This is a genomic window from Kitasatospora sp. NPDC001095 (assembly GCF_053598615.1).
Window position 1 is genome coordinate 41,167 of record NZ_JBSFKQ010000017.1, and the last position, 26,044, is coordinate 67,210.

Below are 26,044 nucleotides of genomic sequence, written 5' to 3' on the forward strand. Positions count from 1 at the left end.
CCCCGAGGGAGCGGGGCCGCCGCCGTTCCCGCCCGCGGCCGCCGGCCTCAGCCGAGCCCGCGCACCCCCGAGGGCAGCACCGCCAGGTCCACCGGCCGGTCGTGCGGCTCGGCCGGCACCCGCTCCAGCAGCTCGTGCTCGTACAGCAGCACCGCCAGCACCGGCCGCGCCCCGGCCCGCTCCAGCCGGGCCAGCACCCGGTCGTAACTGCCGCCGCCCCGGCCCAGCCGCAGCCCGGAGCGGTCCACCGCCAGGCCCGGCAGTAGCACCACCGCGGCCTCCGTCACCGCCTGCGGGCCGAGCCGCGGGCCGACCGGCTCCAGCAGCCCGCGCCCGGCCGGGGCCAGCGCGTCGGGGCCCGCGTACTCGGCCCAGTCCAGGTCGTTGTCGGCCAGTAGCACCGGCAGCAGCACCCGCACCCCGCGCGCCCGCAGCGCGTCCAGCAGCGGCCCCGTCCCGGGTTCGGAGCCCACCGAGACGTAGGCGGCCACCGTGTCGCCCGCGGCGGCCAGCTCACCGGCGTGCCGGGCCAGCGCGTCGGCCGCCGCCGAGCGTTCCCGGGCGGCCAGTTCGCGCCGCCGCGCCAACAGCCGTGTCCTCAGGCCGCTCTTCTCGTTGGGCATCCGATCCTCGTTCATCCGATCCTCCTGGCCTGCGCACCGTCGACGCGCAGAGCCTGACACGCGAAGGGGCGCCCCCATTGACCACCCCGCTGCTGGTCCAGGCCCTGGCCGCACTGAGCGTCCCCGCACTGGCCGGCGCCACCGCCCTCGGACTGCGCGGGCGGCGGGAACGGGCCGGGGCCGCCGCCGGGGCGCAGCGGCTGCGCGCGCGGATCGCCGAACTGGAGGAGCGCTGCGCCGAACTGGAGCGCACCGCCTCCTGCGACCCGCTCACCGGTGTGTGGAACTACCGCCACCTCCAGCTCACCCTGGACCGCGAGATCGAACGGGCCCGCCGGGCCGAGCACACCGAGCAGGCCGAAGGGCCGCGCCCGCTCGCCGTGCTGATGCTGGCCATCACCGGCTTCGACGCGGTCGTCGCCGAGCACGGCCGGGGCCGGGCGGGCGCGGTGCTGCGCGACCTCGCCCAGCGGCTCGCGATGGAGATCCGCCGGGCCGACACCCTCGGCCGCTACGGCGGCGAGGAGTTCCTGGTGGTGCTGCCGGACACCGGCGCCGAGGGCGCCGCGCAGGTCGCCGAGCGGCTGGTCTGGTCGGTGCGCCGGCACCTGCTGCTGGACTGGTCCTCCGGCCCGCGCGATGCCCGCCCCGCCGCCGGCAACGGCCTGACCGCCGCCGCCGGCATCGCCGTACTGCCCGAGGACGGCACCCACGCGGCCGTCCTGCTGCGCGCCGCCGACGCGGCGCTCGCCGCGGCCAAGGCGGCCGGCGGCGACTGCTGGCGGCTGTCGACCCGGCCGCCAGAGGAACCCGACCGGCCCGGCGGCGACCGCCCCGAGCAGGCCACTTGCCCGCCCGGTCACGGAGCGGAGGGCGAAGGTGACCGTTCGGAAAAGGCGGGTAGTCTGTCGGCCTGTGTCGGCGGGGACCTGCTCTCCCAGCCGGTCGTGACCCATACACCAACCACCGTGGCCGGGCCCCGCGACGCGCTGTCCCAGCCGTCCGACTGCGCTCGGCCGGGCGAAAACGTGCCTGAGTAAGGTAAACGCATGACGACGACCAACTCCCGAGTGCCGGTAACCAAGGCCGTGGTTCCCGCGGCCGGACTGGGCACCCGCTTCCTCCCGGCGACCAAGGCCACCCCGAAGGAGATGCTCCCGGTCGTCGACAAGCCGGCGATCCAGTACGTCGTCGAGGAGGCCTCCGCCGCAGGCCTGTCCGACATACTGATGGTCACCGGCCGCAACAAGCGCGCGCTGGAGGACCACTTCGACCGCGCCTACGAGCTGGAGGAGCTGCTGGTCCGCAAGGGCGACGAGCAGCGCCTGGCCAGGGTCCGGGAGTCCGTCGAGCTGGCCAACATGCACTACGTCCGCCAGGGCGACCCGAAGGGCCTGGGCCACGCCGTCTCCGTCGCCGAGCAGCACGTCGCCGGCCAGCCCTTCGCCGTCCTGCTCGGCGACGACCTGATCGACCCGCGCGACCCGCTGCTCTCCCGGATGATCGAGGTCCAGCAGCAGCTCGGCGGCTCCGTCGTCGCGCTGATGGAGGTCGACCCCTCCCAGATCCACCTCTACGGCTGCGCCGCCGTCAAGGCGAACGGCTTCGGCGAGGACGTCTTCCAGGTGACCGACCTGGTCGAGAAGCCCGAGCCCGGCGAGGCCCCGTCGGCCTACGCCGTGATCGGCCGCTACGTCCTCGACCCGCTGGTCTTCGAGGTGCTGCGGGAGACCCCGCCCGGCCGCGGCGGCGAGATCCAGCTGACCGACGCCCTGCGCGAGCTGACCAACCGCGAGGCCGCGGACGGCGGCCAGGTGCACGGCGTGCTCTTCAAGGGCCGCCGCTACGACACCGGCGACCGCGCCGACTACCTGCGCGCTATCGTCCGTCTGGCCGCCGAACGCGAGGACCTGGGCCCGGAGTTCCGCTCCTGGCTGCGGGAGTTCGTCGACACCGAGATGCAGGACTGACGCAGGAACGACCACGACCGAGAGCGAGCCGCCGATGACCGGGTCCACCGAGCACAGCACCATGCCCAGCGCCTGCTGCGACACCGGAACGGACCCGGCCCCGGCGGCCCCGCGGCTCTGGACGGTGGACGAGCACCTCGCCGACGTGCTGGCCGCGGTCGGCCCGCTGCCCGCGATCGAGCTCCGACTGCTCGACGCCCAGGGCTGCCGGCTCGACGAGGACGTGGTCGCCGACGGCGACCTGCCGCCCTTCGACAACAGCTCGATGGACGGCTACGCGGTCCGCACCGCCGACACCGAGGGCGCCACCGACGCCTACCCGTCGGTGCTCTCGGTGGTCGGCGACATCGCCGCCGGCGCCGCCGAGCTGCCGAAGGTCGGCCCCGGTCAGGCCGCCCGGATCATGACCGGCGCCCCGCTGCCGCCCGGCGCCCAGGCCGTCGCCCCGGTCGAGTGGACCGACGGCGGCACCGGCACCGGGGTCGCCGCCGCCGCGATGACCGCGCCCGTCCCCGACGAGGAGGTCCGGGTGCTGCGCCCGGTCGCCGCGGGCGCGCACATCCGCCGCCGCGGCGGCGACGTCGCGGCCGGCACCCGGGTGCTGGAGGGCGGCACCAGGCTCGGCCCCGCCCAGCTCGGCCTGCTCGCCGCGATCGGCCGGCCCACCGTGAAGGTCCGCCCGCGTCCCCGGGTCGTGGTGCTGTCCACCGGCAGCGAGCTGGTCCAGCCCGGCGAGCCGGTCGGCCCCGGGCAGATCGCCGACTCCAACAGCTTCACGCTCACCGCGGCCGCCCAGGAGGCCGGCGCCATCGCCTACCGGGTCGGCGCCGTCCCGGACGACGCCGACCGGCTGCGCGCCGTCCTGGAGGACCAGCTCGGCCGGGCCGACCTGATCGTCACCAGCGGCGGGGTCAGCGTCGGCGCGTACGACGTGGTCAAGGAGGTCTTCGAGTCCTACGGCGGCGTCGACTTCCGGCGGCTGCGGATGCAGCCGGGCAAGCCGCAGGGCTTCGGCCGGATCGGCGGCGCGGCCGGGGTGCCGCTGCTCGCCCTGCCCGGCAACCCGGTGAGCGCCTACATCTCCTTCGAGCTCTTCGTCCGCCCGGTCATCCGCACCATGCTCGGCGCCGCCGACGTGCACCGCCCGGTCGTCCGCGCGGTGTGTCCGACGGCGCTGCGCTCCCCGGCCGGCCGCCGGCAGTTCCTGCGCGGCCGTCACTCGGCGGCGGACGGCACGGTCGAGTCGGTGGGCGGCGCCGGATCGCACCTGGTCGGCGCGCTGGCCCGGGCGAACTGCCTGATCACCGTCCCCGAGGAGACCACCGAACTGCCCGCCGGCAGCGAGGTCGACGTGGTGTTGCTGGACTCCTGATCGGCCACCAGGACCCGTGAACGGTACGGTAGCGCGGTATTCGACCTGCGCGCCCCTGGAGTTCCCCGTGACGACACCTCCCCCCGGCGACCGCCTCACCCACGTCGACGACCAGGGCGCGGCCCGGATGGTCGACGTCTCCGAGAAGGCCACCACCGCGCGCACCGCCGTGGCGGCCGGCCGGGTGCGGGTCTCCCCGCAGGTGGTCGAGCTGCTGCGCGGCGAGGGCGTGCCCAAGGGCGACGCCCTCGCGGTGGCCAGGATCGCCGGGATCATGGGCGCCAAGAAGACCCCTGACCTGATCCCGCTCTGCCACCCGATCGCGGTCTCCGGCGTCAAGGTCGACCTCGCCGTCGCGGACGACGCCGTCGAGATCACCGCCACCGTGAAGACCGCCGACCGCACCGGCGTCGAGATGGAGGCGCTGACCGCCGTCGCGGTGGCCGGGCTGACCGTCGTCGACATGGTCAAGGCGGTGGACAAGGCGGCCACGATCGAGTCCGTCCGGGTGCTGAGCAAGACCGGCGGCAAGAGCGGCGACTGGTTCGCCCCGGAGGTGGACGCATGACGGCCCCGGCCGGGAGGGCGCTGGCCGTCACCGTTTCGAACCGGGCCGCTGCCGGGGTCTACGAGGACCGGGGCGGCCCGCTGCTGGTGGCCGGCCTGACCGCGATGGGCTTCACCGCCGACGGCCCCCGGGTCGTCCCGGACGGCGAGCCGGTGGAGGCCGTGCTGCGCGAGGCCGTCGCGGCCGGCTACGACGTGGTGCTGACCACCGGCGGCACCGGCATCTCGCCGATGGACCTCACCCCCGAGATGACCGCCCGGGTGATCGACCGTCAGGTCCCCGGCATCGCCGAGGCGGTCCGCGCGTACGGCCGGGAGAAGGTGCCGACCTCGGCGCTCTCCCGCGGGCTCGCCGGGCTCGCCGGACGTACCCTGATCGTCAACCTGCCGGGCTCGACCGGCGGCGTCAGGGACGGCCTGGCCGTCCTGGAGCCGCTGCTCGCCCACGCCGTCGACCAGCTCGGCGGCGGGGACCACCCCCGGACCGACGCCCCAGCACCCGGGAGAGCGCACTGAACGGCGGTTGGCCGGTAGAACTCCGGGAGGGGGAGGTCGTGCTGCGCCCGATCCGGGCCCGCGACCAGCGCGAGTGGCAGGAGGTCAGCCGCCGCAACCGGGACTGGCTGCGCCGCTGGGAGGCCACCGTGCCGCCAGGCCCGGCGGGTCGGGCGGCCGGCCCCCGGCCGACGTACCGGCAGATGGTCCGCTTCCTGCGCGGCGAGGCCTCGGCCGGCCGGATGCTGCCCTTCGTCGTGGTCTACAAGGGCCAGCTGGTCGGCCAGTTGACCGTCGGCGGGATCACCTGGGGGTCGATGTGCTCGGCCAACATCGGGTACTGGGTGGACGAGGCGGTGGCCGGCCGCGGCATCATCCCGACCGCCGTGGCGCTTTCGGTGGACCACTGCTTCCGCACGCTCGGGCTGCACCGGATCGAGGTCTGCATCCGTCCGGAGAACACCCCGAGCCGACGGGTGGTGGAAAAGCTCGGCTTCCGCTCGGAGGGAATCCGTCCGCGCTATCTCCACATCGACGGCGACTGGCGCGACCACCTCGTCTACGCGTTGACCGACGAGGAGGTCCCGGAGGGGATGCTGGAGCGCTGGCGGGCGCTCAGTTCAGGGCGCGACTCAGGTAATTGAATATATGTTCGAAACAAATATCGATATGGCATCGGAGGGGCACCGGACCCCCACAAATAGCGGCAAAATAGTCGGAGAATCAGCTTGATCACACGACACGCCGTGCCAAATTGCTGCCAGGCCTTCCCGGCGCCCGTACGGTGTGAATCGTGAGCAGTAGCGGCCTTATCTACGCCGTCATCGTAGGGGCCTGGGCCGCCTATCTGGTGCCGATGTGGCTCCGCAGGCAGGACGAACTCAACGAGGCGCGCCCGACGGAACGCTTCAGCACCGCCATCCGCCTGCTGGCCGGGCGTTCGGCGCTGGAGCGGCGGGCAGCCCGGGCCCTGGGCGACGAACCGCGTGACGACGAGCAGAGCAACGACGGTCCTCCCGAACGGGACGCGACCGCCTCCGGCGACCCCGCGCGGGAGCCGGAACCCCCGGCGCAGCGCCCGGCCGAACGGCCGGCGCCCGGGCCGATGGCCGGGACCGAGCGCCGGGCGCGGCTGCTGGCCCGCCGGCGGCGGATGGTCACCGCCCTCTTCCTCTCCTTCGCGCTCGGCGCGGTGGTCGCCGCGGTGGCCGGACTGGCCTTCCTCTGGGTCCCGGCCGTCCCGGCGGTCCTCCTCACCCTGTACATCGGCCACCTGCGCAAGCTGGAGCGCCAGCGGTACGAGGTGAAGCTCGACCGGGTCCGGGCCGCCCAGGCGGCCGAGCGGCTGCGCAAGCGCGAGCAGCAGCGCGCCGCGGCCCCGGCGCCCGGCGACGCCCCGGCCGAGGCCCCCGTCGCCGCGGAGCCGGCCCCGGCCCCGCCCGTCGGGGAGCGGGCCGCGCGCCGTGCGCACCTGCGGCTGGCGGCGGACCCGGAGCAGCCCACCGTCTCGGTGTCCTCCGCCTCCGCGGTGGCCGAGGCGACGGAGCACGAGGAGTGGGTCGACGGCATGCGCGAGCGCGGTGCGGCCGGCCCGGACTCCTGGGAGCCGGTGCCCGTCCCGCTGCCGACCTACGTGACCGCCCCGGTCGCCCCCAGGGTCTCCCGCGGCCTCGACCTGTCGTCCCCCGGCACCTGGACGGCGGGCCGCCCCGCGGAGCCCCGCAAGACCCCGCTGTTCGACCAGTACGCCGAGCCGCAGGCCCCCGAGTCGCGCCCGCGCGCGGCCAACGAATGACCAGGGCCACCCCCCGTCGGCACCGCGAACCGGGGGGTGGTCACGGACCCCCTCCGAAAGGTGCTAGAGTTTCTTCTCGTTGGGGCTGTGGCGCAGTCCGGTAGCGCACCTCGTTCGCATCGAGGGGGTCAGGGGTTCGAATCCCCTCAGCTCCACCCAACGACTATTTACGAGTCTGACTCGTAGGTGGTCACGAAGTCCCGCTCGGCCGGTTCGGCTGAGCGGGACTTCTGCTTTTGGTGGGCCTGTTCGAGGCGGCGTGCGATGGCGATGGTGCTTCGTGACGTAGATCATGGGATCGCTCGGCTGCTCTGGGAGCGGTCGGGCTGGGGTGGGCATGCGGAAGCCGCCGTCGAGCGGCAGGCCAACGGCTGTGTGATGCGAGTCTCTTCAGGGCTTCTGTGAGCTGTTCGTCAGCCGGGCGGTGGGGGAAGGCCGTTGAACTCCGCGGGGGCGGCGTGAGGTCGTCGTAGTCCTCGACGGTGTGCGTCGTTGTGAGCTCCGGGCTGGTGGTGCAGAACCAGTCCTGGATGGTCAGCAGGTTGATCATGAGGATCATCAGGGCGAGCAGGATCGCCTGGGCGACGCGTCCGTGTGCGAGGCGCTTCTTCGGGTCGGCGATGTTGATGTGGTGGCCCTTGGCGCGGCCGTTGACGGACTCGTTGTGGGCCCGCATAAGTTTGTAGGCGTCGTGCCAAGCCGGGCTGAGGTAGGGGCGGTCCTGGCGGAGCTTGTCGATCTTGCCGAGGTCGCCGGGGCGGACCGTGATCGTCGGCTTGCGGCAGATCCGCGGCAGGTCTTTGACCGGGGGAGGCCGCAGGCGTTCTGCAGGGGCGATCTGGACGCTGGGCTTCGCGGCGAGGTGGGCCGCGGTGGAACGGGTGCTGGTGAGGTCGACCACGGTGGGCGGTCCGGCCTGGGGACGGTGCGCGCGGTTGAAGCGGGGGCAGGTCACGGAGGGGGAGGGCCCGGCGGCCGGGCACTGGAGACGGACCGTCCCGTGCCGGTCGGGACCCTGGTTGCGCTTGAGAAAGTAGGGCTCCCGGGCCGCCAGCCGCTGCCGCAGTGCGCCGCCTGTGATCGCATATGTGCTGCAGGACAGCTGCTTTCGCTCTGAGACTCCGGAGATCACACAGTCGGGCAGCGTGTTCGCGGGCCGTAGCAGCCAAGCGGCCCCAGGGACGGGCCAAGTCTGCTACGTTCACCGTGCGCGAATAAACGGTCACGTGTGCGAGTCATACGCACGTAGCGCCCCTCGCGGCCGAAGCGGTTCGTGAGCGTGGCGTACGTCGGCTGGCAGGGGGGACGGACATCCATGAACGCGTACGCAGGCTCGGGCGGGCCTTATGCCATCCCGCCGTCCACGTCATCGGCCGGGCCGTCCTTTGGGGTCGACTCGGCAGACTTGGACACGGCTGCCAAGGCGGCGAAGGACACCGGCGAGGCGATGCCGAATGAGCTCAAGGTCATTCACGAGCCCTCGGACACGGTGGTCGGCGCCATGTCGGGCTGGCGGGTCGGAGCGTCGCTGAAGAGTTGCACGGCCGCGTGGGAGGAGTGCCTGAAGAGCCTGGCCACGGAGATCGACAATGTCAGCATCAAGCTGAGTCAGACGGCGGCCGACTATCGAAACGCCGACAAGAACAGCGCCGTGAGCCTCGCCCCCTACGGCGCAGGCGGCTCTTCGCAGGCGGGGAGCTGATGGTCACTCTCGCTCAGCTACGCGACACCGACCTGTCCGGCCTCGTGCCGGCGGCCACCGCGTACGACACCCTCTCAGCCAACTTCAACAAGCACGTCCAGACGATGCATCACGAGGTCGTCCGGCACATTTACAGCGCGAGCTGGGTCGGTAACGCCGCCGGTGCCGCCAATGCTTCCCTGCAACGCACCAGCGAGCGCCTGGACGCGGCGCACACTGAGATGTCGGCGGTTTCCGGGCTGCTGCGCGAGGCTTACGACAGCTTGCTGCTGGCCCAGCTCAAGCTGAAGGAAGCACTGCAGGACGCTCAGAACCGGGGACTGACCGTCGCCGACAGCGGGACGGTGACCTGGCCCGCGCCATCCAAGGCTGAGCAGAACGACCCGGGTTACAACATCCCCGAACAGGCGAAGGCGCTTGCGAACCGGATATCCGGCGCCGTCACCGAGGCCGACAACGCCGACCAGAAGGTCGCAGCGCTCCTGGACGCCCTGACCGAACGCGCGCGCAACGGCTCCGGGCTGGAGACCGACAAGGCCGCTGCCGATCTGAAGGCCGTTACCCAGCAGGGTGTCGACCTGATGTCAGCCGGGTTTCCGCCCGCCGGTACGCCGGCCACCGAGGTCAACTCCTGGTGGAAGAGCCTGCCCCCGGACGAGCAGCAGCGCTTCATCCAGACATTTCCGGACCTGCTCGGAATGCGCGACGGCATTCCGGCGGAAGCCCGGAACCAGGCCAACCGCCTCCAGCTGACCCACCTGCTCGACGTCTACGAGCACAAGCCCAACTTGACGGACGACGAGAAGCAGAAGCTGGACGGCTTCCGCGCGATCGATGCCAAGCTGAAGGGGTACGGGGACCAGAAGCCGCCGATCTTCCTGCTCGGCGTCAGCGAGGAGGGGCAGGGCCGCGGCATCCTGTCCTACGGCAACCCGGACACCGCGAAGAACGTCAGCGCGTACGTGCCCGGGCTGGGCACCAAGCTTTCCGACGTCGCCAACAAGGACGGCGACCGTGCCCGGAACGTGTGGCAGGCAACGCAGAACGCCGACCCCACTGCCTCGGCCGCTTCCATGGTCTGGCTCGGCTACGATCCACCGCCGGGTCTGGACAAGCTCGCCGACGGTGACACCCGGACGCTGGACGTGATGGACACCGACCGCGCCGTCAAGGGCGGCGCCGCCTACGACAAGTTCATGGCGGGCCTGCGCGCCACCCACGACGGGCCGCCCGCACACCTGGTCGCCCTGGCCCACAGCTACGGCTCCACCACGGTGGGCATGGGCGCCCAGATGCCCGGCGGCACCGGTGCCGACGACATTGTCCTCGTCGGTTCCCCTGGCACCGGCGCACAGAAGGCCTCGCAACTGAACATCGACCCCAGTCACGTGTGGGTCGGCGACGCGGAGAGCGACCCCGTCAGCCATCTGCCGTCCGCGCCCCGTGCCGCGATGGGCGCCCTGGACCCCGTCCTTGGAGGTCTCGGCAGCGACCTGTACACGGCCGCCGGTGGCCAGCCCAACCAGCTCTGGTTCGGCCAGGACCCGGCCAGCAAGGAGTTCGGCGCCAACCGCTTCGCCGTCCCGTTCGGACTGCCCCAGGAGTCCCACTCCAACTACATGGAAAAACCCGACCTGAAGGCTGGCCCGAACGACAACGCGATCTCGTCCAACAACATCGGCCAGATCGTGGCCGGCAGGTACAACCACGTCACCAGGCAGGACCAGCGATGATCGCATTTCCGAGCAACCCGCTGCCACGGCGCCTGGCCGCAGTCACCGCGCCTGTGGCGCTCGCGTTCGCCCTGACGGCCTGCAGCGCCGTCCGCGACGTTGTCAGTTCCTCGCCGTCCACCTCGTTGGTGCCCCCCGAGCAGGCCCTGCTCCGCCTCAACGCCCTCCTCGACGACTCGCTCGCCCAGGTCCGGCCCCGCCCGCAGTACTGGGACGCCTGGCCTCACTCCACCGAACAGAGCGGCGGGATCGACGACCACTCCCTGGGCTACGCCACCGCCACCCGAGACCGCTACGTCATGACCAAGATCGCCCCGGCCAAGTACCCCACCCTGCTAGGCATGGTCGAGCAGGGCTGGAAGGCCAAGGGTTACACGGTCGCCACCCCCGCCGGCTCCACCCTGCCTTCCCTGACCGCCCGAACCCCGGACGGCAACAGCGTCACCATCACCATCTACGAGTTCGGCAACATCGACATCAGCGCGGCCGTCTCCCATATTCCCGTCATCCGCGACCGTGATCCGTTCGGCACCCCCACGCCCGACCCCGTGATGGCCAACGGCAACCTCGACATCATTCCCAAATACGACGACCCGTTCTGGTCGAACTGATCACCCAGCAGCTCCGCCAACCCGCCCCCGGGCAGGCCCGCCGCACGGCGGGCCTGCCCCGGCCTGCCGGACCATCGGTTGTCCCCTTCGAAGCCCTGCTCCCCACCTTTCTCCAAAGGCTCCGCATGACCCCCGAACAGGCTGTCCAGGTACTCGACGCGCTCCTCGACGAGACGATGGCCGCGATCCGCCCCCGCCTGCGTTACTGGGATGGCTGGCCGCGCTCCGTCGAGCAGACCGCAGGCCCCGACGACCGATCCCTGGGCTACGCCATTGCGACCCGCGACCGCTACATCATGACCAAGATCGCCCCAACCAAACACGGCGCACTGCTAGGCATCACCGAACGCGGCTGGCAGGCCCGCGGGTACACGATCACCTCCGTCAACCCCAGGCAACCGGCCATGTTCGCCACCACCGGCGACGGGCACGGCGTATGCGTGCTCTTCGGTGCTGCCGGCAACATCACCTTCCAGGCGGCCGTCGGCCCCATCCCGGTCATCCGCGACCGTGACCCCTTCGGCACCTACATACCCGAGCCGACCCTGGCCAACGGCAACCTTGACATCATCCCCCGGTGCGACGACCCATTCTGGTCGTACTAAAAGCCCACCGTGTCCAGGTACCGGTAACTCGGCGTCTGCCGTACCTGATCTGCGACCGATCAGAAGGCCTCACCTGATCGAGGGGGAGCCACCTCGCACTGGGAGCAGCTCCAGATCCCCGGCACCGGCTACGCCGTCGACGTCGTAGCACGGCTCCCCGTTGATCCCGGCACATTGGGGACGCACCCCGGGAAGCGGGCTGCGGAGTCCTTGCCGGCATGTGGCGGAAAACACGGTCGCCCTGCGAGGTGCTGCCGGTGTGACACGTCCGCCCCAGCATGGGAACGGAGCTGGCTGGAGAGATGCGGAAACGACCTTAAGCGGCCTGGGAAGCGATCTTCACCAGGCCGTAATTGTCCCTGGTCAGCGCCACCCGTGAACGGCCCACCCAGCAGATCGACTCCGGTCGGTCGACGAAATCCCGCCGGGAGGCAACTCCCGGCGGGATTTCGCGTTTTGGGCTTCGGGCCCGCGGCCGGGGCTGGTTCCGGGGTGGCTGTGGGCGAGATCACATCACCCTTCCGGGCCCGTTTCTGACGCGGTTTGGGGCTCGGAGGGGTCGGTTATGGTGGGTGGGCCCAGACGCTGACGAGGGAACGATCTGGTCTATCTCGACGGGGTGCCATCGCGGTGCGCGAGTTCGGTCTGAAACGGTGGGGGCGGCAGACGGGCCCGGAACGGGCCGGCGGCGCAGCGGAAACCGGAAGATCGAATTCCTGGACCCTCCCGGCGGCCTGCGTGGCGGCGGTGTCACTGGCGGTGTTCGCCTGGTTCCGGCACACCCACGGGGCCACCATGGTCGACATGCTGGTCTACCGGGCCGAGGGCGAGGCCGTCGTCCGCGGCGAGGACCTGTACGCGATGCGGCTGCCCGGCTGGGACCTGCCGGCCACCTACCCCCCGTTCGCGGCGATGCTGTTCGTGCCGAGCACCTGGTTCGACGTGAGCACCCTGCGCATCCTGGTGATGCTCCTCAACTACGCGCTGCTCGCCGCGGCCGTCCACCTGTCGCTCAAGCTGGCCGGCTGGCCGAAGCAGCACCGCGCGGCCGTGGTGATCCTGGCGACCGGCCTCGGCATCTGGCTGGAGCCGGTCTTCACGACCTTCCAGTACGGCCAGGTCAACCTCGGCATCCTCTGCCTGGTCCTGTGGGACCTGACCCGCCCGGACGGCCACCGCCTCAAGGGCGTGGGCATCGGCCTGGCCACCGCCATCAAGATCACCCCGGGCCTGTTCGCCGTCTACCTGTTCCTGACCGGCAGGGTCCGGGCCGCCCTGGTCTCGGCCGGCACCTTCCTGGCGGCGGGCCTGATCGGCTGGGCAGCGCTGCCGGACGCCTCGCGGGGGTTCTGGACCACCTACCTCTGGGACCCGAGCCGGGTCGGCGTGACCGTCCTGGTGGACAACCAGTCGCTGCGCGGCGCCGTCTGCCGGCTGCTCGACGTCAACGACCCGGGCCCGGTCGGGCTCGTCGCCTCGGCGCTGGTCGCCGCCCTCGGGCTCGGGGTGGCGGTGCTGGCCGGACGCTCGACGCGGATGCTGCGCCGGGCCGACGCCTGGGGCGCGGTCTGTGCCGCGCTCACCGCGCTGCTGGTCTCGCCGATCAGCTGGACCCACCACTGGGTCTGGTGCGTCCCGCTGCTAGCCCTGCTGGCGGTGGAGGCCAGGACCAGGGGCCGGCAGGTGCTGTTCGGCCTGACCCTGCTGGTGTTCCTCTCCCACGTGATGTGGACGGTGCCGCATCGGTGGGGCCGCGGCGTCGCCTGGTACTGGCAGCTGCCCGGGGCGATCTACCCGCCGATCGCGATCGCCGTCCTGGTCACCCTGGGCGTGCGGCTGTACCGCGCCCGGCGGCAGGCCGCGGACGGCGCCGGGACCCCACTCGCCACCAGGCCGGACCGCGAAGCCGCCCTGACGAACCGGACCTGACGGACCGGACCCACGGACCCAGACCGGACGGATCGGACCCGACGTGACCACCCAGACCGCACCCCCGCCGCCGGCCGCCGCCGGACCGGCCGCCCGCCGACTGGCCGAGGCCGTCCTGCTCGGCCCGGCCCGGCGCACCGCGCTGCTCACCGCGCTCTGCTTCGCGGTGACCTGCGCCATCGGCCTGCAGGGCTGGACGTCCGTGTCGCTCGGCGGCTTCGACCTCGGCATCTTCGACCAGGGCGTGCGCGGCTACGCCCACTTCGGGCTGCCCGTCTCGACGCTGAAGAGCTTCCACCACGAGTTCCCGCCGGGCTTCTCGCTGCTGGGCGACCACTTCTCGCCGGTGCTGGCGCTGCTCGCGCCGCTGTACTGGATCTGGGACGACCCGCGCTCGCTGATCATCGGGCAGTCGCTGCTGTTCGCGGCCGGGGTGCCGCTGGTCCGGCGGATCGCCGGGCACGCCTTCGCCGCCGCCGAGCCGCGCACCGCCCGTCGGGCCGCCGACCTGGCCGGCCTGGTCTACGCGCTCGGCTGGCCGCTGCTGGTGGCTGCCCGGGTGGGCTTCCACGAGGTCGCCTTCGCGGTGCCGCTGACCCTGCTGATGCTGGAGCGCGGCCTGGCCCGCCGGTACGGCACCGTGGTGCTCGCCGCCCTGCTGCTGTGCTGCACCAAGGAGGACCTCGGCCTGATGGCCGGGGCGTACGGCCTGGTGCTGCTGCTGCGCACCCGCCGCACCGGCGACCGGGCGGGCCGCCTCACCGGTCTCGGGCTGCTGCTGGGCGGGCCGGTCGCCTCGGTGGTCGCCATCACCTGGCTGATCCCGGCGATGGGCGGGGAGCCGGGCTACTACTGGAACTACGGCTCGCTCGGCACGGATGGCGGCGACGCGCTGCGCAACCTGCTGCACGACCCGTTCCTGCTGGTGCAGGCCGCCTTCGACCAGCCGCTCAAGCCGCTGCTGCTGCTCTGGCTGTTCGGCACCACGCTGCTGCTGCCGCTGCGCTCGGCCACCGTGCTGTGCGCGCTGCCGCTGCTGGCCGAGCGGATCCTGTCCAGCAACCCCAACCACTGGTCGATCGCCCGGCACTACGACTCGCTGCTGTGGCCGGTCCTGCTCACCGCCGCGATCGAGGTGCTGGGCCGGCTGAGCGCCGTCGGGCGGCCGGAGCGGAGCGTGCGGCGGGCCCGCCGGCTGGGCCTCGGCGCGGCCGGCATCGCCCTGCTGGCCGCGGTGCCGATGGGGCTGCTGCCGCTGGCCCTACCGTCCTCCTGGGAGCCCAAGACGAGCGAGGCGGCGCTGGTGCGGGCGGCGGCGCTGATCCCGGACGGGGCGTTCGTCGAGGCGGACAACCAGATCGCGCCGCGGCTGACCGCCCGGACGGACGTGGTGCTGGTCGACGGCACACCGCGCGGGCGCGAGTACGTGCTCACCCGGGGCGACAAGCGGTCCTTCCCGTTCAAGACGGACAAGGAGCAGGCCGAGCGGATCCGGCTGCTGCTGGCGCACGGCTACCGGCAGGTGTGGGCCGAGGACGGGGTCGTGCTTCTGCACCGGGAGGGCGACGAGCCGATCCCCGGCGAGCACGTGCCGGGGCCGGACAGCAAGCCGGTCCAGGACGAGGTCCCGTCCGACGTGGGGCACAACCTGTTCCGCGGCTGACCGATGCCCGCGAACGCGCCGGAGGGCCGGCCGGAACGACGTCCGGCCGGCCCTCCGCGGGCTCTCGGGGTGCCCCTCAGGGGCGGTCGGAGCCGGTGTAGCTGCCGCTCGGGTGGGAGCCCTGGGCCGGGACGGAGCCGTAGCGGCCGGGCCGGTGGCCGTGCGGGTGCCGGGTCAGGTTGTAGCCGAGGACGCCGGCCAGCGCGGCCAGGAAGCCGCCGCCGATCGTCCAGTACCAGCGGCTGTTCCAGCCGGAGAACCAGCCGGTGTACCAGTGCTCCTCCTGTGCCACCGGGGCGGCCGCCTTGGCCGTACTGGCGCCGCCGCCCGCCGGCGGGACCAGCGGGGCCTTCAGCTCGCCGCCCTCCGGCTGGGCGTTGTCGGCGTCGCCCTCGGCCGCGACGTGCAGCTTGACCGCGGAGGCCAGGCCGAGGTCGGGCTGCGGGACGTCGCTGACCGACAGCCGCACGTAGTAGGTGCCGGGCAGCGGGTCGCCGGACCACGGCTCGGCCCAGGTGCGGACCTCGCGCAGGGTGCAGTCCAGCGCCAGGGAGGCGGCGCCCTGCTCGGCGGTGGCGTTCTGGGTGCCGGCGGTGCACGCCTGGCGGCGGCGCAGCCCGTCGAAGACCTCGACGGACCAGGTCTGCGGGCCGTGCCGGTCGGCCGTGGGGGCCAGGGTGACGGCCAGGCTGATCGTCGGGGTCTGGCCCTCGGAGGCGCCGAACGCCCAGTACAGGTAGTCACCGGTGGAGACGGCGACGTTGGCGTCCTGGCCGGGGGAGAGGTTGACCGCGGTCAGGAAGGAGGTGCCGGCCTTGGTGGCCGGGGCCGGGGTGCCGCTCGCACTGGCCGAGGGGGACGGCGAGGCGGCCGAGGCGGTCGGTGCACCCAGGGCGCTCAGGGCCAGGGCGGGCAGCAGGGCGAGGGCGGCGAGGGCGCCGCGGATCGTCGTACGCATGGTCAGTTCTCCCTCCAGACGGAGATCCGCCAGCGCGCGATCCAGCCGAAGACCAGGCCGAAGGCCAGGCCGGCCAGGGTGAGGGTGAGCAGCAGGATCCAGCCGCGGCCGAGGCCCATCGCGGCGCCCTCGGGAGCGGGCGAGGCGGAGGCCAGGTCGACGGTCAGCTCCAGCGGCATGCCCGGGTCGGCCTGGACGCCGGCCTGCGGGGCCAGCGAGTTGCTCACGACCAGGCAGACCGTGGTCTCCGGCTTGTCCTTGGCGTCCTTGGAGGCGGTGGGGCTCGCGGTGACGTACCCCTTGGAGTCGGCGGTGGACCAGCGCAGGCCGGTGGAGACCACGTCGGTGCGGGAGCTGCCGGCGTCGGTGCCGCGGACCAGCTCCTGGCCGGTCGCGCTGGTGGCCTGGAGCAGCACCCCGTAGTCGCGGGCCACCGGGCGGTCCAAGGCGACGCTGACCGAGGCGCGCAGCTCCTGGCCGGACTTGACCGGGACCTTGTAGACGCGGTGCTCGGAGAACTTCTCGCGGTCGGTGTAGACGCCCGGGGCGAGGACCGGGGCGTTCTCGCACTTGTCGGTGCCGGTGGTCTTGACCGGGGTCACGGTGTAGGTGTCGTTGGAGCGGTCGACCAGCTGCTTCACCTTGTCGGTGAGCTGCTCCTGGGTGCGGACGTCGGTGTAGGTGCCGCCGGTCGCGTTGGCGATGCAGAGCAGCTGCTGGCGGGTCTTGTCGTCGTGGGCGAGGCCCAGGGTGTCGACCACCAGGTGGATGCCCTGGGAGGCGAGCTCGCGGGCGACGTCACAGGGGTCGGGCGGGGTGCAGGTGTCCTCGCCGTCGGTGATCAGCACCACGCGGCGGGTGGTCTCGCCCTTGCCGAGGTCCTGGGCGGCGCCGCGCAGGGCCAGCCCGATCGGGGTGAACCCGGTGGGCCGCAGGGTGGCGACGGCGGTCTTGGCCTCGACCTTGTCGGTCTTGCCGACCGGGTAGAGCTGCTTGGTGTCCTGGCAGCCCAGGGCCTTGTCGTTGCCGGGGTAGGTCGCGCCCAGCGTGCGGATGCCGAACTCGGTCTCCGCGGGCAGCGCGTCGATCACCTCGTTCAGCGACTGCTGGGCCACCGCGATGCGGCTCTTGCCCTGGATGTCCGCTTCCCGCATGGAGCCGCTGACGTCCAGGACGAGGTCGACCCGGGGGGCCTCCTTGGTCTTGGGAGCGGCCCCGGCTGATGGTTCGTCGGCGTGGGCGGGCAGGCCGAGGAGCAGCGAGGCGCCCGTTATCGCCAGGGCCGCCAGCAGGCTGCCGAGCCTGGTCTGTGGTCGTCGTCCGGTAGTCACCCGGCCGATACTAGGGATCATCAGTTCGTCATGGCGAAACGAGTCCCGATCGTGCCCCGACCAGCCGCAGCGTGAACTCCGGCGCACGGATGGGGAATTAGCTCACGCCGGCTTTACCGCCGATGGATAGCCTTCCGTACACAACGGGCCGGGACGGGGGCGTGATGGAGCTGACGGCGGTTGGCAAGCGGTACGGGCGGCGGGAGCGGTGGATCCTGCGCGGGGTCGATCTGGCGGTCGGGCCGGGCGAGTTGGTGCGGATCGCCGGGCGGAACGGGAGCGGCAAGTCGACGCTGCTGCGGCTGGTCGCCGGGATCGAGCGGCCGAGCACGGGGCGGGTGGTGCGGCCGGGGCCGACGGCCTACGTGCCCGAGCGCTTCCCGCCGGCGCTGCCCTTCGACGCCGTCTCCTACCTGCTGCGGGTCGGCCGGGTGCACGGGCTGTCGGCGGAGCGGGCGCGGCGGCGGGCGCAGGAGTGGCTGGACCGCTTCGGTGTCGCGGACCGGGCGGGCACGCCGCTGAGCCGGCTGTCGAAGGGCACCTGCCAGAAGGTCGCGGTCGCCCAGGCGCTGCTGCCCGAGGCGCGGGTGCTGCTGCTGGACGAGGCCTGGACCGGGCTGGACCCTCAGGCCAGGGCGGTGCTGGACGAGGCCGCCGCCGAGCGGGCGGCGGCGGGCGGCACGGTGCTGTTCGTCGACCACGACCCGGCCCGGCTGGCCGGGCTGACCAGCGCCGCGTACCGGGTCGGCACGGACGGCGCGCTGCGGCCCGTCGAGGACGGGGCGGGGGAGCAGGGGCGGGAGGGCCCGGTGATGGAGGTCGAGGTGGACGTCGAGGACGGCGCCCCGCTGCCGCCGCTGCTGCCGGGGGCGCCGGAGGTCACCGCGCTGGCCGGGACGGCGGTGCGGCTGGCTGTCCCGGCCGCACACTCGGACGCGCTGCTGCGCCGGCTGCTGCTGGGCCGCCCGGCCGTCCGGGTGCTGGCGGTGCGGCGGCGCGAGGAGCCCGGGACGGGGGAGCGGTGATGGCGCGGATCGGTTCGCTGACCCGGTACCACCTGGAACTGCTGCTGCGCTCGCACGCCTGGCTGCCGCCGTTCCTGGCGTACGCGCTGCTGCTGGTGGTGGGGGTGGCGGTGGGCGACCCGCTGCTCGGCGGGCTCGGCTTCGGCGCGGGGGTGCTGCTGCCGGTGAGCGCCTGGTACGTGCGCAGCGTGCTGAGCGCCGAGCCGCCGGCCTCGCGGGCCTGCCTGGTGGCGGCGGCCGGCCCGGTCCGGGTCCACCTGGGGGCGCTGCTGGCGGCGCTGACGGTGTCGCTGGTGCTGGCGGTCGGTCAGGTGGCGGCGGTGTGGTGGACCAGCGGGTCGGTGGCCAACGCGGGGGCGGAGCGGGATCCGGGGGCCGGGGCGGCGGTGCCGGCCGGGCTGGCGGCCTCGGCGGTCTGCGCGCTGCTGGGGGTGCTGGCCGGGGCGCTGGCGAACCGTCCGGTGCTGGGCCGGGCGCAGTACGGCATCCCGACGGCGCTGGCGCTGGCCACGCTGCTCCTGGTGGTGCCGTACTCGCCCGCCAACGCGGCGGTGCGCGGGCTGGTGTCGGCGGCCCGGACCGGACGGGTCGCCGTGCCGTGGCCGAGCCTGGCGGCCGTCGTCGTCCTGCTGGCCGTGGTCGGCGGGGGGGTGGCGGTGCTGGCCGGGCGGCGGGCGGAGTGAGCGGGCGTGCCGGGTGATTCCGGCAATGGCGGACACACCGCAGCGAAGAGCCGAAAATATGGATAACACTCGTTAGGGTGCGGAATCGGGACACGGCGCCACCATGCGGACGCCCCTCCCCGGCCTGTCCGACACCCTGGAAGGACCCCGCAGTGAGCAACCTCTTCGCGATCGCCTACCCGGACCTCGCCACCGCCCAGGCGGTGCGCAGCGAGGCGATCGGGCTCCAGAAGCAGAAGCTGATCGAGCTGGAGGACGCGGTCGTCGTCGAGCGTCGCGCGGACGGCCGGATCAAGCTGCACCAGCAGGTCAGCACGACCGGGGCGGGCGCCGCCGGCGGCGCGCTCTGGGGCGGGGTCATCGGCCTGCTGTTCTTCATGCCCCTGGTGGGCGCGGCGGTCGGCGGTGCGACCGGGGCCGCGGTCGGCGCCTCCACCGACATCGGGGTGGACGACGACTTCATGCGCCAGGTCGGCGAGCACCTCCAGCCCGGCACCGCCGCCGTCTTCCTGCTGGTGCGCAAGGCGACCGCCGACAAGGTGGTCCCGGCGCTGGCCCGTTTCGGCGGGCGGATCATCCAGACCTCGCTGTCGGCAGAGGCCGAGGCCGAGCTGAAGGCGACCGTCGAGGCCTCCCGCTCCCAGGCCTCCTTCTGACCCTCCCCGTCTGACCGCCGCTCCCCCGGGGCGGACCCGCCCCGCCGCCGGTCCGCCCCGGTCGGCGTCCCCCGGCCGGCGGCACCGGGTCCTTCCCCATCCCAGGACGGTCCGTGGCGACACCCTCCGCCGTGCCGAGATCCGCCGCCGGGCCGAGCCGGCCGGTGCCGACCAGGCGCACCACCGAGCTCGTCCTGGTGGTCGGCGCCGTCCTGATCGCCGTCTACGGCTACGTCGAGGTCGGCGTCAACCTGGACGGCCACGTGCCGGCCGACGCGGCCGAGTACGGTGCCGCGCTCGGTGTGCTCGCCCTGGTGGCGCACGGCGTGGTCCGGTGGCGGGCCCGGTACGCGGACCCGCTGCTGCTGCCGATCGCGGTGCTGCTGAACGGGATCGGGCTGGTGGTGATCTACCGGCTGGACCGCGCCACGCCGGGGCGCGCCGGTGCCGCCTCCACCCAGCTGCTCTGGTCGGCCCTGGGGGTGGCGCTGTTCATCGCGGTGGTGCTGCTGCTGCGCGACCACCGCCGGCTGCAGCGGTACGCGTACATCGGGGCGCTGCTGGCGCTGGTCCTGCTGGTGCTGCCGATCTTCTTCCCGCCGGTGTACGGCTCCCGGATCTGGATCGTGATCGGGCCGCTCTCCTTCCAGCCGGGCGAGTTCGCCAAGATCCTGCTGGCCGTCTTCTTCGCCGCCTACCTGGCGGTGCACCGGGACGCGCTGGCGCTCACCGGACGCCGGGTGTGGCGCCTGCAGCTGCCGCCCGGGCGGGTGCTCGGGCCGGTGCTGCTGATCTGGGCGGCGTTCGTCGGCGTCCTGGTGCTGGAGACCGACCTCGGCACCTCGCTCCTGTTCTTCGGCCTGTTCGTGGTGATGCTCTACGTGGCCACCGCGCGCACCGGCTGGATCGCCATCGGCCTGGGCCTGGCCGCCGTCGGGGCGGTGGCCGTGGGCTGGCTCTCGCCGCACGTGCACAGCCGGGTCACGGACTGGCTGGACCCGCTGGGCTCGATCGCGGCGGGCCGGGGCGCCAACCAGATCGCCCAGTCGCTGTTCGCCTTCGCCTGGGGCGGCGAACTGGGCACCGGGCTCGGCAACGGGCACTCGGTGCTGATCGGCTTCGCCGCCAAGTCGGACTTCATCCTCGCCACCATCGGCGAGGAGCTCGGGCTGACCGGGCTGATCGCGGTGTTCCTGCTGTACGCGGTGCTGGTCTCGCGGGGCTTCAGGACCGGCATCGCGCTGCGCGACCCGTTCGGGCGGCTGCTGGCGATCGGGCTGGCCGCGATCGTCGGCCTCCAGGTGTTCGTGGTGGCGGGCGGGGTGCTCGCGCTGATCCCGCTGACCGGGATGACCATGCCGTTCATCGCCCAGGGCGGCTCCTCGGTGGTCACCAACTGGATCATCGTCGCGCTGCTGGTGCGGATGAGCGACACGGCGAGGCGGCCCGCTCCGGAGGAGGTCCGATGACGCGCGTGCGGCCCGGGGGAAACGGCCCGCAGGGGCTGCCCGGCATCTCCGTCACCGGGCGCCGGGCGGCCACCTTCTGCCTGCTGCTGATCGCGGCGCTGTGCGCGCAGGCCACCCGGGTGCAGGTGTTCCAGGCGAAGGAGCTCAACCACAACAGCGCCAACCAGCGGCGCACCATCGAGCGCTACGCCCAGCCGCGCGGCGACATCATGGTCGGCTCGGAGCCGGTCACCGGCTCCGAGCCGACCGGAGGCCGGTACGCGTACAAGCGCGCCTACACCGACGGCCCGACCTACGCGGCGGTCACCGGCTTCGCCTCGCAGGCGTACGGCACCACCCAGCTGGAGGCGACCGAGGACGACCTGCTGACCGGCACCGACGGCCGGCTGGCGGGCCGGCCGGTCTGGGACGCCGTCTCCCGCCGGCAGAACCCCGGCGGGGACGTGTACACCACGCTGAACCGGGCCGCCCAGCAGGCCGCGATGCGCGGGCTCGGCGACCGGAAGGGCGCCGTCGCCGCGATCGAGCCGGCCACCGGGCGGATCCTGGCGCTGGCCAGCACGCCCTCCTACGACCCGGGCTCCTTCGCCGGGTACGGCGCCGACGACCAGGCGGCCTGGAACCGGCTGCAGGCCGACGCCGACGAGCCGATGCTCAACCGGGCGCTGCGCCAGACCTACCCGCCGGGCTCGACCTTCAAGGTGGTCACCGCCGCGGCCGCGCTGGCCGACGGGGTGGTCACCGACCCGGACGCGCCGACTGACGCGCCGTACCCGTACGTGTTGCCCGGTACGACCACGCCGCTGGTCAACGACACCCCGGTGTGCGACCGGGCGGGCCTGTCGCTGGCCGAGGCGATGACCGCCAGCTGCAACAGCGTGCTGGGCCACCTGGGGGTGCGGGTCGGGCTGGACCGGATGGCCGCGATCGCCGGGGACTTCGGCTTCAACGACGCGAAGCTGGACGTCCCGGTGCGCGCGGCCCGGTCGAACTTCGACACCCGGATGGACGACGCGCAGCTGGCGCTCTCCTCGATCGGGCAGTTCGACACGGCGGCCACCCCGCTGACGATGGCGATGGTCGCCGCCGGGATCGCCAACGACGGGACGGTGATGCGTCCGCAGCTCGTGGACAGGCTGACCAGGAGCGACGGCACCACGGTGCAGCTGATGCGGCCGTCCGTCTACAAGCGGGCGATCACGCCGGCGGTGGCCGCGCAGGTGCGCGGGCTGATGACCGACGTGGTGGAGAAGGGCACCGGCGGCAACGCCCGGATCGCCGGGGCGGTGGTCGGCGGCAAGACCGGGACGGCCCAGCACGGGGTGGGCAACAGCGGGACACCGTACGCCTGGTTCATCGCCTGGGCCGCTCCGGCCGGTTCGGACGCGGTGTCACCGGTGGCGGTGGCGGTGGTGGTCGCGGACAGTGACGCCACCGACGTGACGGGTGGTGCGCTTGCCGCGCCGATCGCCCGGTCGGTGATGCGCGCGGTGCTCGGCCGATGACCCCGGCAGGGGTGCTGAGCTGCTGCTTTAACGGTCCGGTGGAGGGTGTGCCGTTTACGAAGTGTCCGGTTTGTGCATCGATATGTGCCGATTCGGACAATGCGCCGGTTGGTACTGTTCGTTTGCGACACTGGTGCTTTCGCCGGGGACTGTCCCATCTTTGTTCGGTTGGTCCTCGTGATGACACCCCGTGGCATGTCGGGTGACCAGACGCCAGGTCACCCTCCCCCGCCCAGAAGGACCGCAGTTTTGGCCAGTAACACCCTCGGTGCGCGTCTGCTGCGACGCAAGCCCGTCTCGACACTGATCGCTGAGACCGAAGGCAAGGACGCCCTCCCGGCCGGCGCGCCCGAGGAGGGCGGGCGCTCCGGCATCCACCTGCGCCGCTCGATCGGACTGTGGCAGCTGTCCTCGATCGGCATCGGCGCCACCATCGGCACCGGCATCTTCTTCGTGCTGAACACCGCCGTGCCCTCGGCCGGCCCGGCCGTCATCCTGTCCTTCGTGATCGCCGCGATCACCGCCGGGCTCACCGCGCTCTGCTACGCCGAGATGGCCTCCGCGATCCCGGTCTCCGGCTCCTCGTACTCCTACGCCTACGCCACCCTCGGCGAGGGCGTCGCCTTCGGCGTGGGCATCTGCCTGCTGATGGAGTACGGCGTCTCCGCCTCCGCCATCGCGGTCAGCTGGGCCGAGTACCTGAACAAGTTCTTCGACCTCGCCTTCGGGTTCACCATCCCCGAGCAGCTGTCCGGCGCGCCGGGCGGGGGCCACTGGTTCAACCTGCCGGCGCTGCTGCTGGTCGCCATGGTCTGCGTCCTGCTGATCCGCGGCGTCAGCGAGTCGGTGAAGGTCAACGCGGTGATGGTCGGGATCAAGATCCTGATCCTGCTGCTGTTCATCGGCGTGGCGCTCACCGGCTTCCACTCCGGCAACCTCACCCCGTTCATGCCGCTCGGCATCGGCGGCGTGCAGGTGGCCGCGTCCAGCATCTTCTTCTCCTTCATCGGCCTGGACGCCGTGTCCACCGCCGGTGAGGAGGTCAAGAACCCGCGCCGCACCCTGCCGATGGCGATCATCATCTCGCTCGTCGTGGTGACCCTGCTCTACATCCTGGTCGCCCTGGGCGGCATCGGCGCCCAGCCCTGGCAGAAGTTCGACGGCCAGGAGGCCGGCCTCGCCCAGATCCTCCAGGACATCACCGGCCAGAGCTGGCCCGCGATGCTCTTCGCGGTCGGCGCGATCGTCTCGATCTTCAGCATCACCCTCGTGGTGATCTACGGCCAGACCCGCATCCTGTACTCGATGGGCCGCGACGGCATGCTGCCCAAGCGCTTCGCCGAGCTCTCCCCGCGCAGCGGCACCCCGGTGTGGAACACCGTCGTGGTGGGCCTCGGCGTGGGCGCGCTGGCCGCGTTCGTCCCGCTGAACATCCTGGCCGACATCACCAGCCTCGGGACGCTCATCGCCTTCTCGGTGGTGTCCATCGGCGTGATCGTGCTGCGCCGCACCCAGCCCGACCTGCCGCGCGGCTTCAAGGTCCCCGGCTACCCGGTCGTCCCGCTGCTCAGCGTCGGCTTCTGCATCTACCTGATCACCGGCCTGCACGCCGACACCTTCCGGGCCGGCGCGATCGCCCTCACCGTCGCCGTGGTCGTCTACTTCGGGTACAGCATCAAGCACTCCCGGCTGGAGCAGGCCGAGCGGGTGTCCGTGTCCTCGGACAGCAGCGTCGGCTGATCCGCAGGCGAACCCCGTGTGAAGGGCCGTCGACCGCCGAGGCGTCCGGCGGCCCTTTTCACGCCATCCCCGTCCGGTGTCCGACGCCATGGCGACACGGCCCGGCTCGCACCCATAACCTTCCACCATGGTGAGCACCCGCACGCCCGGCCACTCCCGCCCGCGCGGCCGCTTCACCGGCCGCGGCAGAACGCCGGCCCAGACCTGCGCGATCGAGACGTCGTCCAGACCCGGACGACCGCCGCGCGGCTTCTCCGTCCGCCCCTTCCCCCGACAGCGCGGCGAGAGCACCTTTCCGCCCACGCCCGACGGGCCGAACACCGCCGGGCTCGCCGGGCTCGTCTCGACACGGACCGCCCAACTGCTCGGCTGCCTGGTCGCGGCCGGCTGGGCCGCCGCCTTCCCGCTCGTCTCCGACCTGGACAACCAGCGGCTGTGGGGCCTGATCGCGGCCCCCGCCTACCTCCTGGCCGGACTGCTCTGCCTGACCCTGCCGCGCCGTTTCGCGGCCCGTGCCGCCGCCTCGGTGGCCCTCGTCGGGGCCGTCCTCGTCCCGCTCGGGCTGCTCGCCCTGCACGGCCGCCACCAGTCCGAGGTGATGGTGGTCGAACGCTCGGCCCACCTGCTGCTCACTACCGGCACCGCGTACCTGCCGCACCCGGTGGTGGTCACCGACTACGACCCGTACCTGCCGGCGATGTCCCTGTTCGGGATGCCGCGCCAGCTGCTCGGCGACTCCACCGCCTTCGCGAGGGTCGCCGGGGACGCCCGGATCTGGTTCGCGCTGACCTTCTTCGCCTGTCTGCTGGCCGCCTGGCGGCTGCTGCGGCCCACCCGGCCCGGCGGCGGCCACCCCCGCGCGCCGCTGCTGCCGCTGGTGGTCCTCACCGCCTCGCCGCTGATCGCGCTCGCCCTGGTGGTCGGCGGGGTGGACCTGCCGCTGATCGGGGTCTGCTGCCTGGCCATGGCGCTCGCCGAGCGGGACCGCACGGTCGGCGCCGGGCTGGTGCTCGCCCTCGCCTGCACCCTCAAGTGGACGGCCTGGCCCGCGCTGCCCGTCGCCGTCCTGCTGCTCTGGCGGCTGTACGGCCGGCGGCCCGCGGCCAGGACCGCGCTGATCGGGGTCGGGGTGAGCGCGCTGGTGATCCTGCCCTCCGCGCTGACCCAGGCGGACGCGCTGCGCGAACAGGTGGTGCGCTTCCCGCTCGGGATGACGGCGATCCGCACCCCGGCGGGCAGCCCGCTGCCCGGCAAGGTGCTGGCCGGCTTCGGGCCCACCGGACACGCGATCTCGCTGGCGCTGATGACCGTGGCCCTGGTCGGCGTGGCGATCTGGCTGCTGGCCCGGCCGCCGGTCTCCGCGATCGCGGCGGCCGACCTGCTGGCCGCCGGGCTCGCCATCGCCTTCATGCTGGCCCCGGCCGGGCGGTTCGGGTACCTGGCGCTGCCGGCGGTGCTGGTGATCTGGCCCCGGCTGGCGGCCGGGCGCTGGAGCGGCCGGCGCCCGGTGCCGCCGGCCGCCCGGATGCGCGGGAGGCGGCAGCCGGTCCTGCCGCGTCGCTAGCGCACGGGAAGGCGACGAGCCCGCCGGGCCTCCGGGCCGGGCGGGCTC

24 protein-coding genes and 1 tRNA gene are annotated in these 26,044 nt (G+C 73.0%); 21 read left to right on the top strand and 4 right to left on the bottom strand.

Annotated elements, in window-relative coordinates; all coding sequences use genetic code 11:
- Positions 1-47 precede the first annotated feature (47 nt).
- Positions 48-638 (bottom strand): 5-formyltetrahydrofolate cyclo-ligase, encoded by a 591-nt coding sequence (locus tag ACWDBB_RS17245; protein WP_449790380.1) that lies wholly within the window; start codon positions 636-638, stop codon positions 48-50.
- A 62-nt stretch (positions 639-700) separates the two neighbouring features.
- On the opposite strand from ACWDBB_RS17245, the gene ACWDBB_RS17250 reads away from it, so the two are divergent.
- From ACWDBB_RS17250 to ACWDBB_RS17285, 8 genes are all read left to right on the top strand, one after another.
- Entirely contained in the window at positions 701-1,663 is a 963-nt protein-coding gene (locus ACWDBB_RS17250; RefSeq protein WP_449790381.1) for a GGDEF domain-containing protein, read from the top strand.
- A 9-nt stretch (positions 1,664-1,672) separates the two neighbouring features.
- Positions 1,673-2,593 (top strand): UTP--glucose-1-phosphate uridylyltransferase GalU, encoded by a 921-nt coding sequence (gene galU, locus ACWDBB_RS17255; RefSeq protein ID WP_392874068.1) that lies wholly within the window; start codon positions 1,673-1,675, stop codon positions 2,591-2,593.
- Between the two features lie 34 nt (positions 2,594-2,627).
- Complete coding sequence (glp, locus tag ACWDBB_RS17260) at positions 2,628-3,965, top strand: molybdotransferase-like divisome protein Glp (protein WP_449790382.1); 1,338 nt, start codon at positions 2,628-2,630, stop codon at positions 3,963-3,965.
- Positions 3,966-4,092: 127 nt separating this feature from the next.
- Positions 4,093-4,533 carry a cyclic pyranopterin monophosphate synthase MoaC gene (gene moaC / locus ACWDBB_RS17265; protein ID WP_392874286.1) on the top strand — a complete coding sequence of 147 codons (441 nt, stop codon included), beginning with the start codon at positions 4,093-4,095 and terminating at the stop codon, positions 4,531-4,533.
- A complete protein-coding gene (locus tag ACWDBB_RS17270) occupies positions 4,530-5,048 on the top strand; it encodes a MogA/MoaB family molybdenum cofactor biosynthesis protein (RefSeq protein ID WP_402409924.1) in 519 nt (172 codons plus the stop codon). The genes moaC and ACWDBB_RS17270 overlap by 4 nt, the downstream gene beginning before the upstream one ends.
- 38 nt (positions 5,049-5,086) lie before the next feature.
- Positions 5,087-5,671: a GNAT family N-acetyltransferase gene (locus tag ACWDBB_RS17275; RefSeq protein WP_449790383.1), complete on the top strand. Its 585-nt coding sequence runs from the start codon at positions 5,087-5,089 to the stop codon at positions 5,669-5,671.
- A 149-nt stretch (positions 5,672-5,820) separates the two neighbouring features.
- Positions 5,821-6,822 (top strand): divisome protein SepX/GlpR, encoded by a 1,002-nt coding sequence (sepX, locus tag ACWDBB_RS17280; RefSeq protein ID WP_449790384.1) that lies wholly within the window; start codon positions 5,821-5,823, stop codon positions 6,820-6,822.
- A gap of 81 nt (positions 6,823-6,903) precedes the next feature.
- Positions 6,904-6,977 (top strand) — tRNA-Ala (locus ACWDBB_RS17285).
- A 35-nt stretch (positions 6,978-7,012) separates the two neighbouring features.
- Here ACWDBB_RS17285 and ACWDBB_RS17290 read toward each other — a convergent pair.
- The gene (locus ACWDBB_RS17290) at positions 7,013-7,723 is read right to left on the bottom strand and encodes a hypothetical protein (protein WP_449790385.1); all 711 of its coding nucleotides are present in this window, start codon (positions 7,721-7,723) and stop codon (positions 7,013-7,015) included.
- Between the two features lie 414 nt (positions 7,724-8,137).
- Between ACWDBB_RS17290 and ACWDBB_RS17295 the strand changes: the two genes are divergently transcribed.
- From ACWDBB_RS17295 to ACWDBB_RS17320, 6 genes are all read left to right on the top strand, one after another.
- Positions 8,138-8,524: a hypothetical protein gene (locus ACWDBB_RS17295; protein WP_449790386.1), complete on the top strand. Its 387-nt coding sequence runs from the start codon at positions 8,138-8,140 to the stop codon at positions 8,522-8,524.
- Entirely contained in the window at positions 8,524-10,257 is a 1,734-nt protein-coding gene (locus ACWDBB_RS17300) for an alpha/beta hydrolase (RefSeq protein WP_449790387.1), read from the top strand. The genes ACWDBB_RS17295 and ACWDBB_RS17300 overlap by 1 nt, the downstream gene beginning before the upstream one ends.
- The gene (locus tag ACWDBB_RS17305) at positions 10,254-10,868 is read left to right on the top strand and encodes a hypothetical protein (protein ID WP_449790388.1); all 615 of its coding nucleotides are present in this window, start codon (positions 10,254-10,256) and stop codon (positions 10,866-10,868) included. Before ACWDBB_RS17300 ends, ACWDBB_RS17305 begins: the two co-directional genes overlap by 4 nt.
- Before the next feature lie 125 nt (positions 10,869-10,993).
- Positions 10,994-11,473: a hypothetical protein gene (locus ACWDBB_RS17310; protein ID WP_449790389.1), complete on the top strand. Its 480-nt coding sequence runs from the start codon at positions 10,994-10,996 to the stop codon at positions 11,471-11,473.
- 738 nt (positions 11,474-12,211) lie between these two features.
- Positions 12,212-13,402 (top strand): glycosyltransferase 87 family protein, encoded by a 1,191-nt coding sequence (locus ACWDBB_RS17315; RefSeq protein ID WP_449790390.1) that lies wholly within the window; start codon positions 12,212-12,214, stop codon positions 13,400-13,402.
- Positions 13,403-13,445: 43 nt separating this feature from the next.
- Positions 13,446-15,065, top strand: a complete 1,620-nt coding sequence (locus ACWDBB_RS17320) for a DUF2079 domain-containing protein (RefSeq protein ID WP_449790391.1) — start codon at positions 13,446-13,448, stop codon at positions 15,063-15,065.
- A 76-nt stretch (positions 15,066-15,141) separates the two neighbouring features.
- On the opposite strand, the gene ACWDBB_RS17325 is transcribed toward ACWDBB_RS17320, so the two are convergent.
- Together ACWDBB_RS17325 and ACWDBB_RS17330 are read right to left on the bottom strand one after the other, a co-directional pair.
- The gene (locus ACWDBB_RS17325; RefSeq protein ID WP_449790392.1) at positions 15,142-16,023 is read right to left on the bottom strand and encodes a peptidase; all 882 of its coding nucleotides are present in this window, start codon (positions 16,021-16,023) and stop codon (positions 15,142-15,144) included.
- A gap of 2 nt (positions 16,024-16,025) precedes the next feature.
- Positions 16,026-17,354 carry a VWA domain-containing protein gene (locus tag ACWDBB_RS17330; protein WP_449790393.1) on the bottom strand — a complete coding sequence of 443 codons (1,329 nt, stop codon included), beginning with the start codon at positions 17,352-17,354 and terminating at the stop codon, positions 16,026-16,028.
- Positions 17,355-17,518: 164 nt separating this feature from the next.
- On the opposite strand from ACWDBB_RS17330, the gene ACWDBB_RS17335 reads away from it, so the two are divergent.
- The 7 genes from ACWDBB_RS17335 to ACWDBB_RS17365 all read left to right on the top strand — a co-directional run bounded on the left by ACWDBB_RS17335 (position 17,519) and on the right by ACWDBB_RS17365 (position 25,996).
- Positions 17,519-18,379 carry an ATP-binding cassette domain-containing protein gene (locus ACWDBB_RS17335; RefSeq protein WP_449790439.1) on the top strand — a complete coding sequence of 287 codons (861 nt, stop codon included), beginning with the start codon at positions 17,519-17,521 and terminating at the stop codon, positions 18,377-18,379.
- Positions 18,379-19,062 carry an ABC transporter gene (locus ACWDBB_RS17340; RefSeq protein ID WP_449790394.1) on the top strand — a complete coding sequence of 228 codons (684 nt, stop codon included), beginning with the start codon at positions 18,379-18,381 and terminating at the stop codon, positions 19,060-19,062. The genes ACWDBB_RS17335 and ACWDBB_RS17340 overlap by 1 nt, the downstream gene beginning before the upstream one ends.
- A gap of 152 nt (positions 19,063-19,214) precedes the next feature.
- Positions 19,215-19,718 (top strand): DUF1269 domain-containing protein, encoded by a 504-nt coding sequence (locus tag ACWDBB_RS17345; RefSeq protein ID WP_449790395.1) that lies wholly within the window; start codon positions 19,215-19,217, stop codon positions 19,716-19,718.
- 113 nt (positions 19,719-19,831) lie between these two features.
- Positions 19,832-21,187: an FtsW/RodA/SpoVE family cell cycle protein gene (locus tag ACWDBB_RS17350; protein ID WP_449790396.1), complete on the top strand. Its 1,356-nt coding sequence runs from the start codon at positions 19,832-19,834 to the stop codon at positions 21,185-21,187.
- Positions 21,184-22,692, top strand: a complete 1,509-nt coding sequence (locus ACWDBB_RS17355) for a penicillin-binding transpeptidase domain-containing protein (RefSeq protein WP_449790397.1) — start codon at positions 21,184-21,186, stop codon at positions 22,690-22,692. The genes ACWDBB_RS17350 and ACWDBB_RS17355 overlap by 4 nt, the downstream gene beginning before the upstream one ends.
- 180 nt (positions 22,693-22,872) lie before the next feature.
- Positions 22,873-24,432: an amino acid permease gene (locus ACWDBB_RS17360; protein WP_449790440.1), complete on the top strand. Its 1,560-nt coding sequence runs from the start codon at positions 22,873-22,875 to the stop codon at positions 24,430-24,432.
- A gap of 127 nt (positions 24,433-24,559) precedes the next feature.
- Positions 24,560-25,996: a glycosyltransferase 87 family protein gene (locus tag ACWDBB_RS17365; protein ID WP_449790398.1), complete on the top strand. Its 1,437-nt coding sequence runs from the start codon at positions 24,560-24,562 to the stop codon at positions 25,994-25,996.
- The last annotated feature ends 48 nt before the right edge of the window (positions 25,997-26,044 follow it).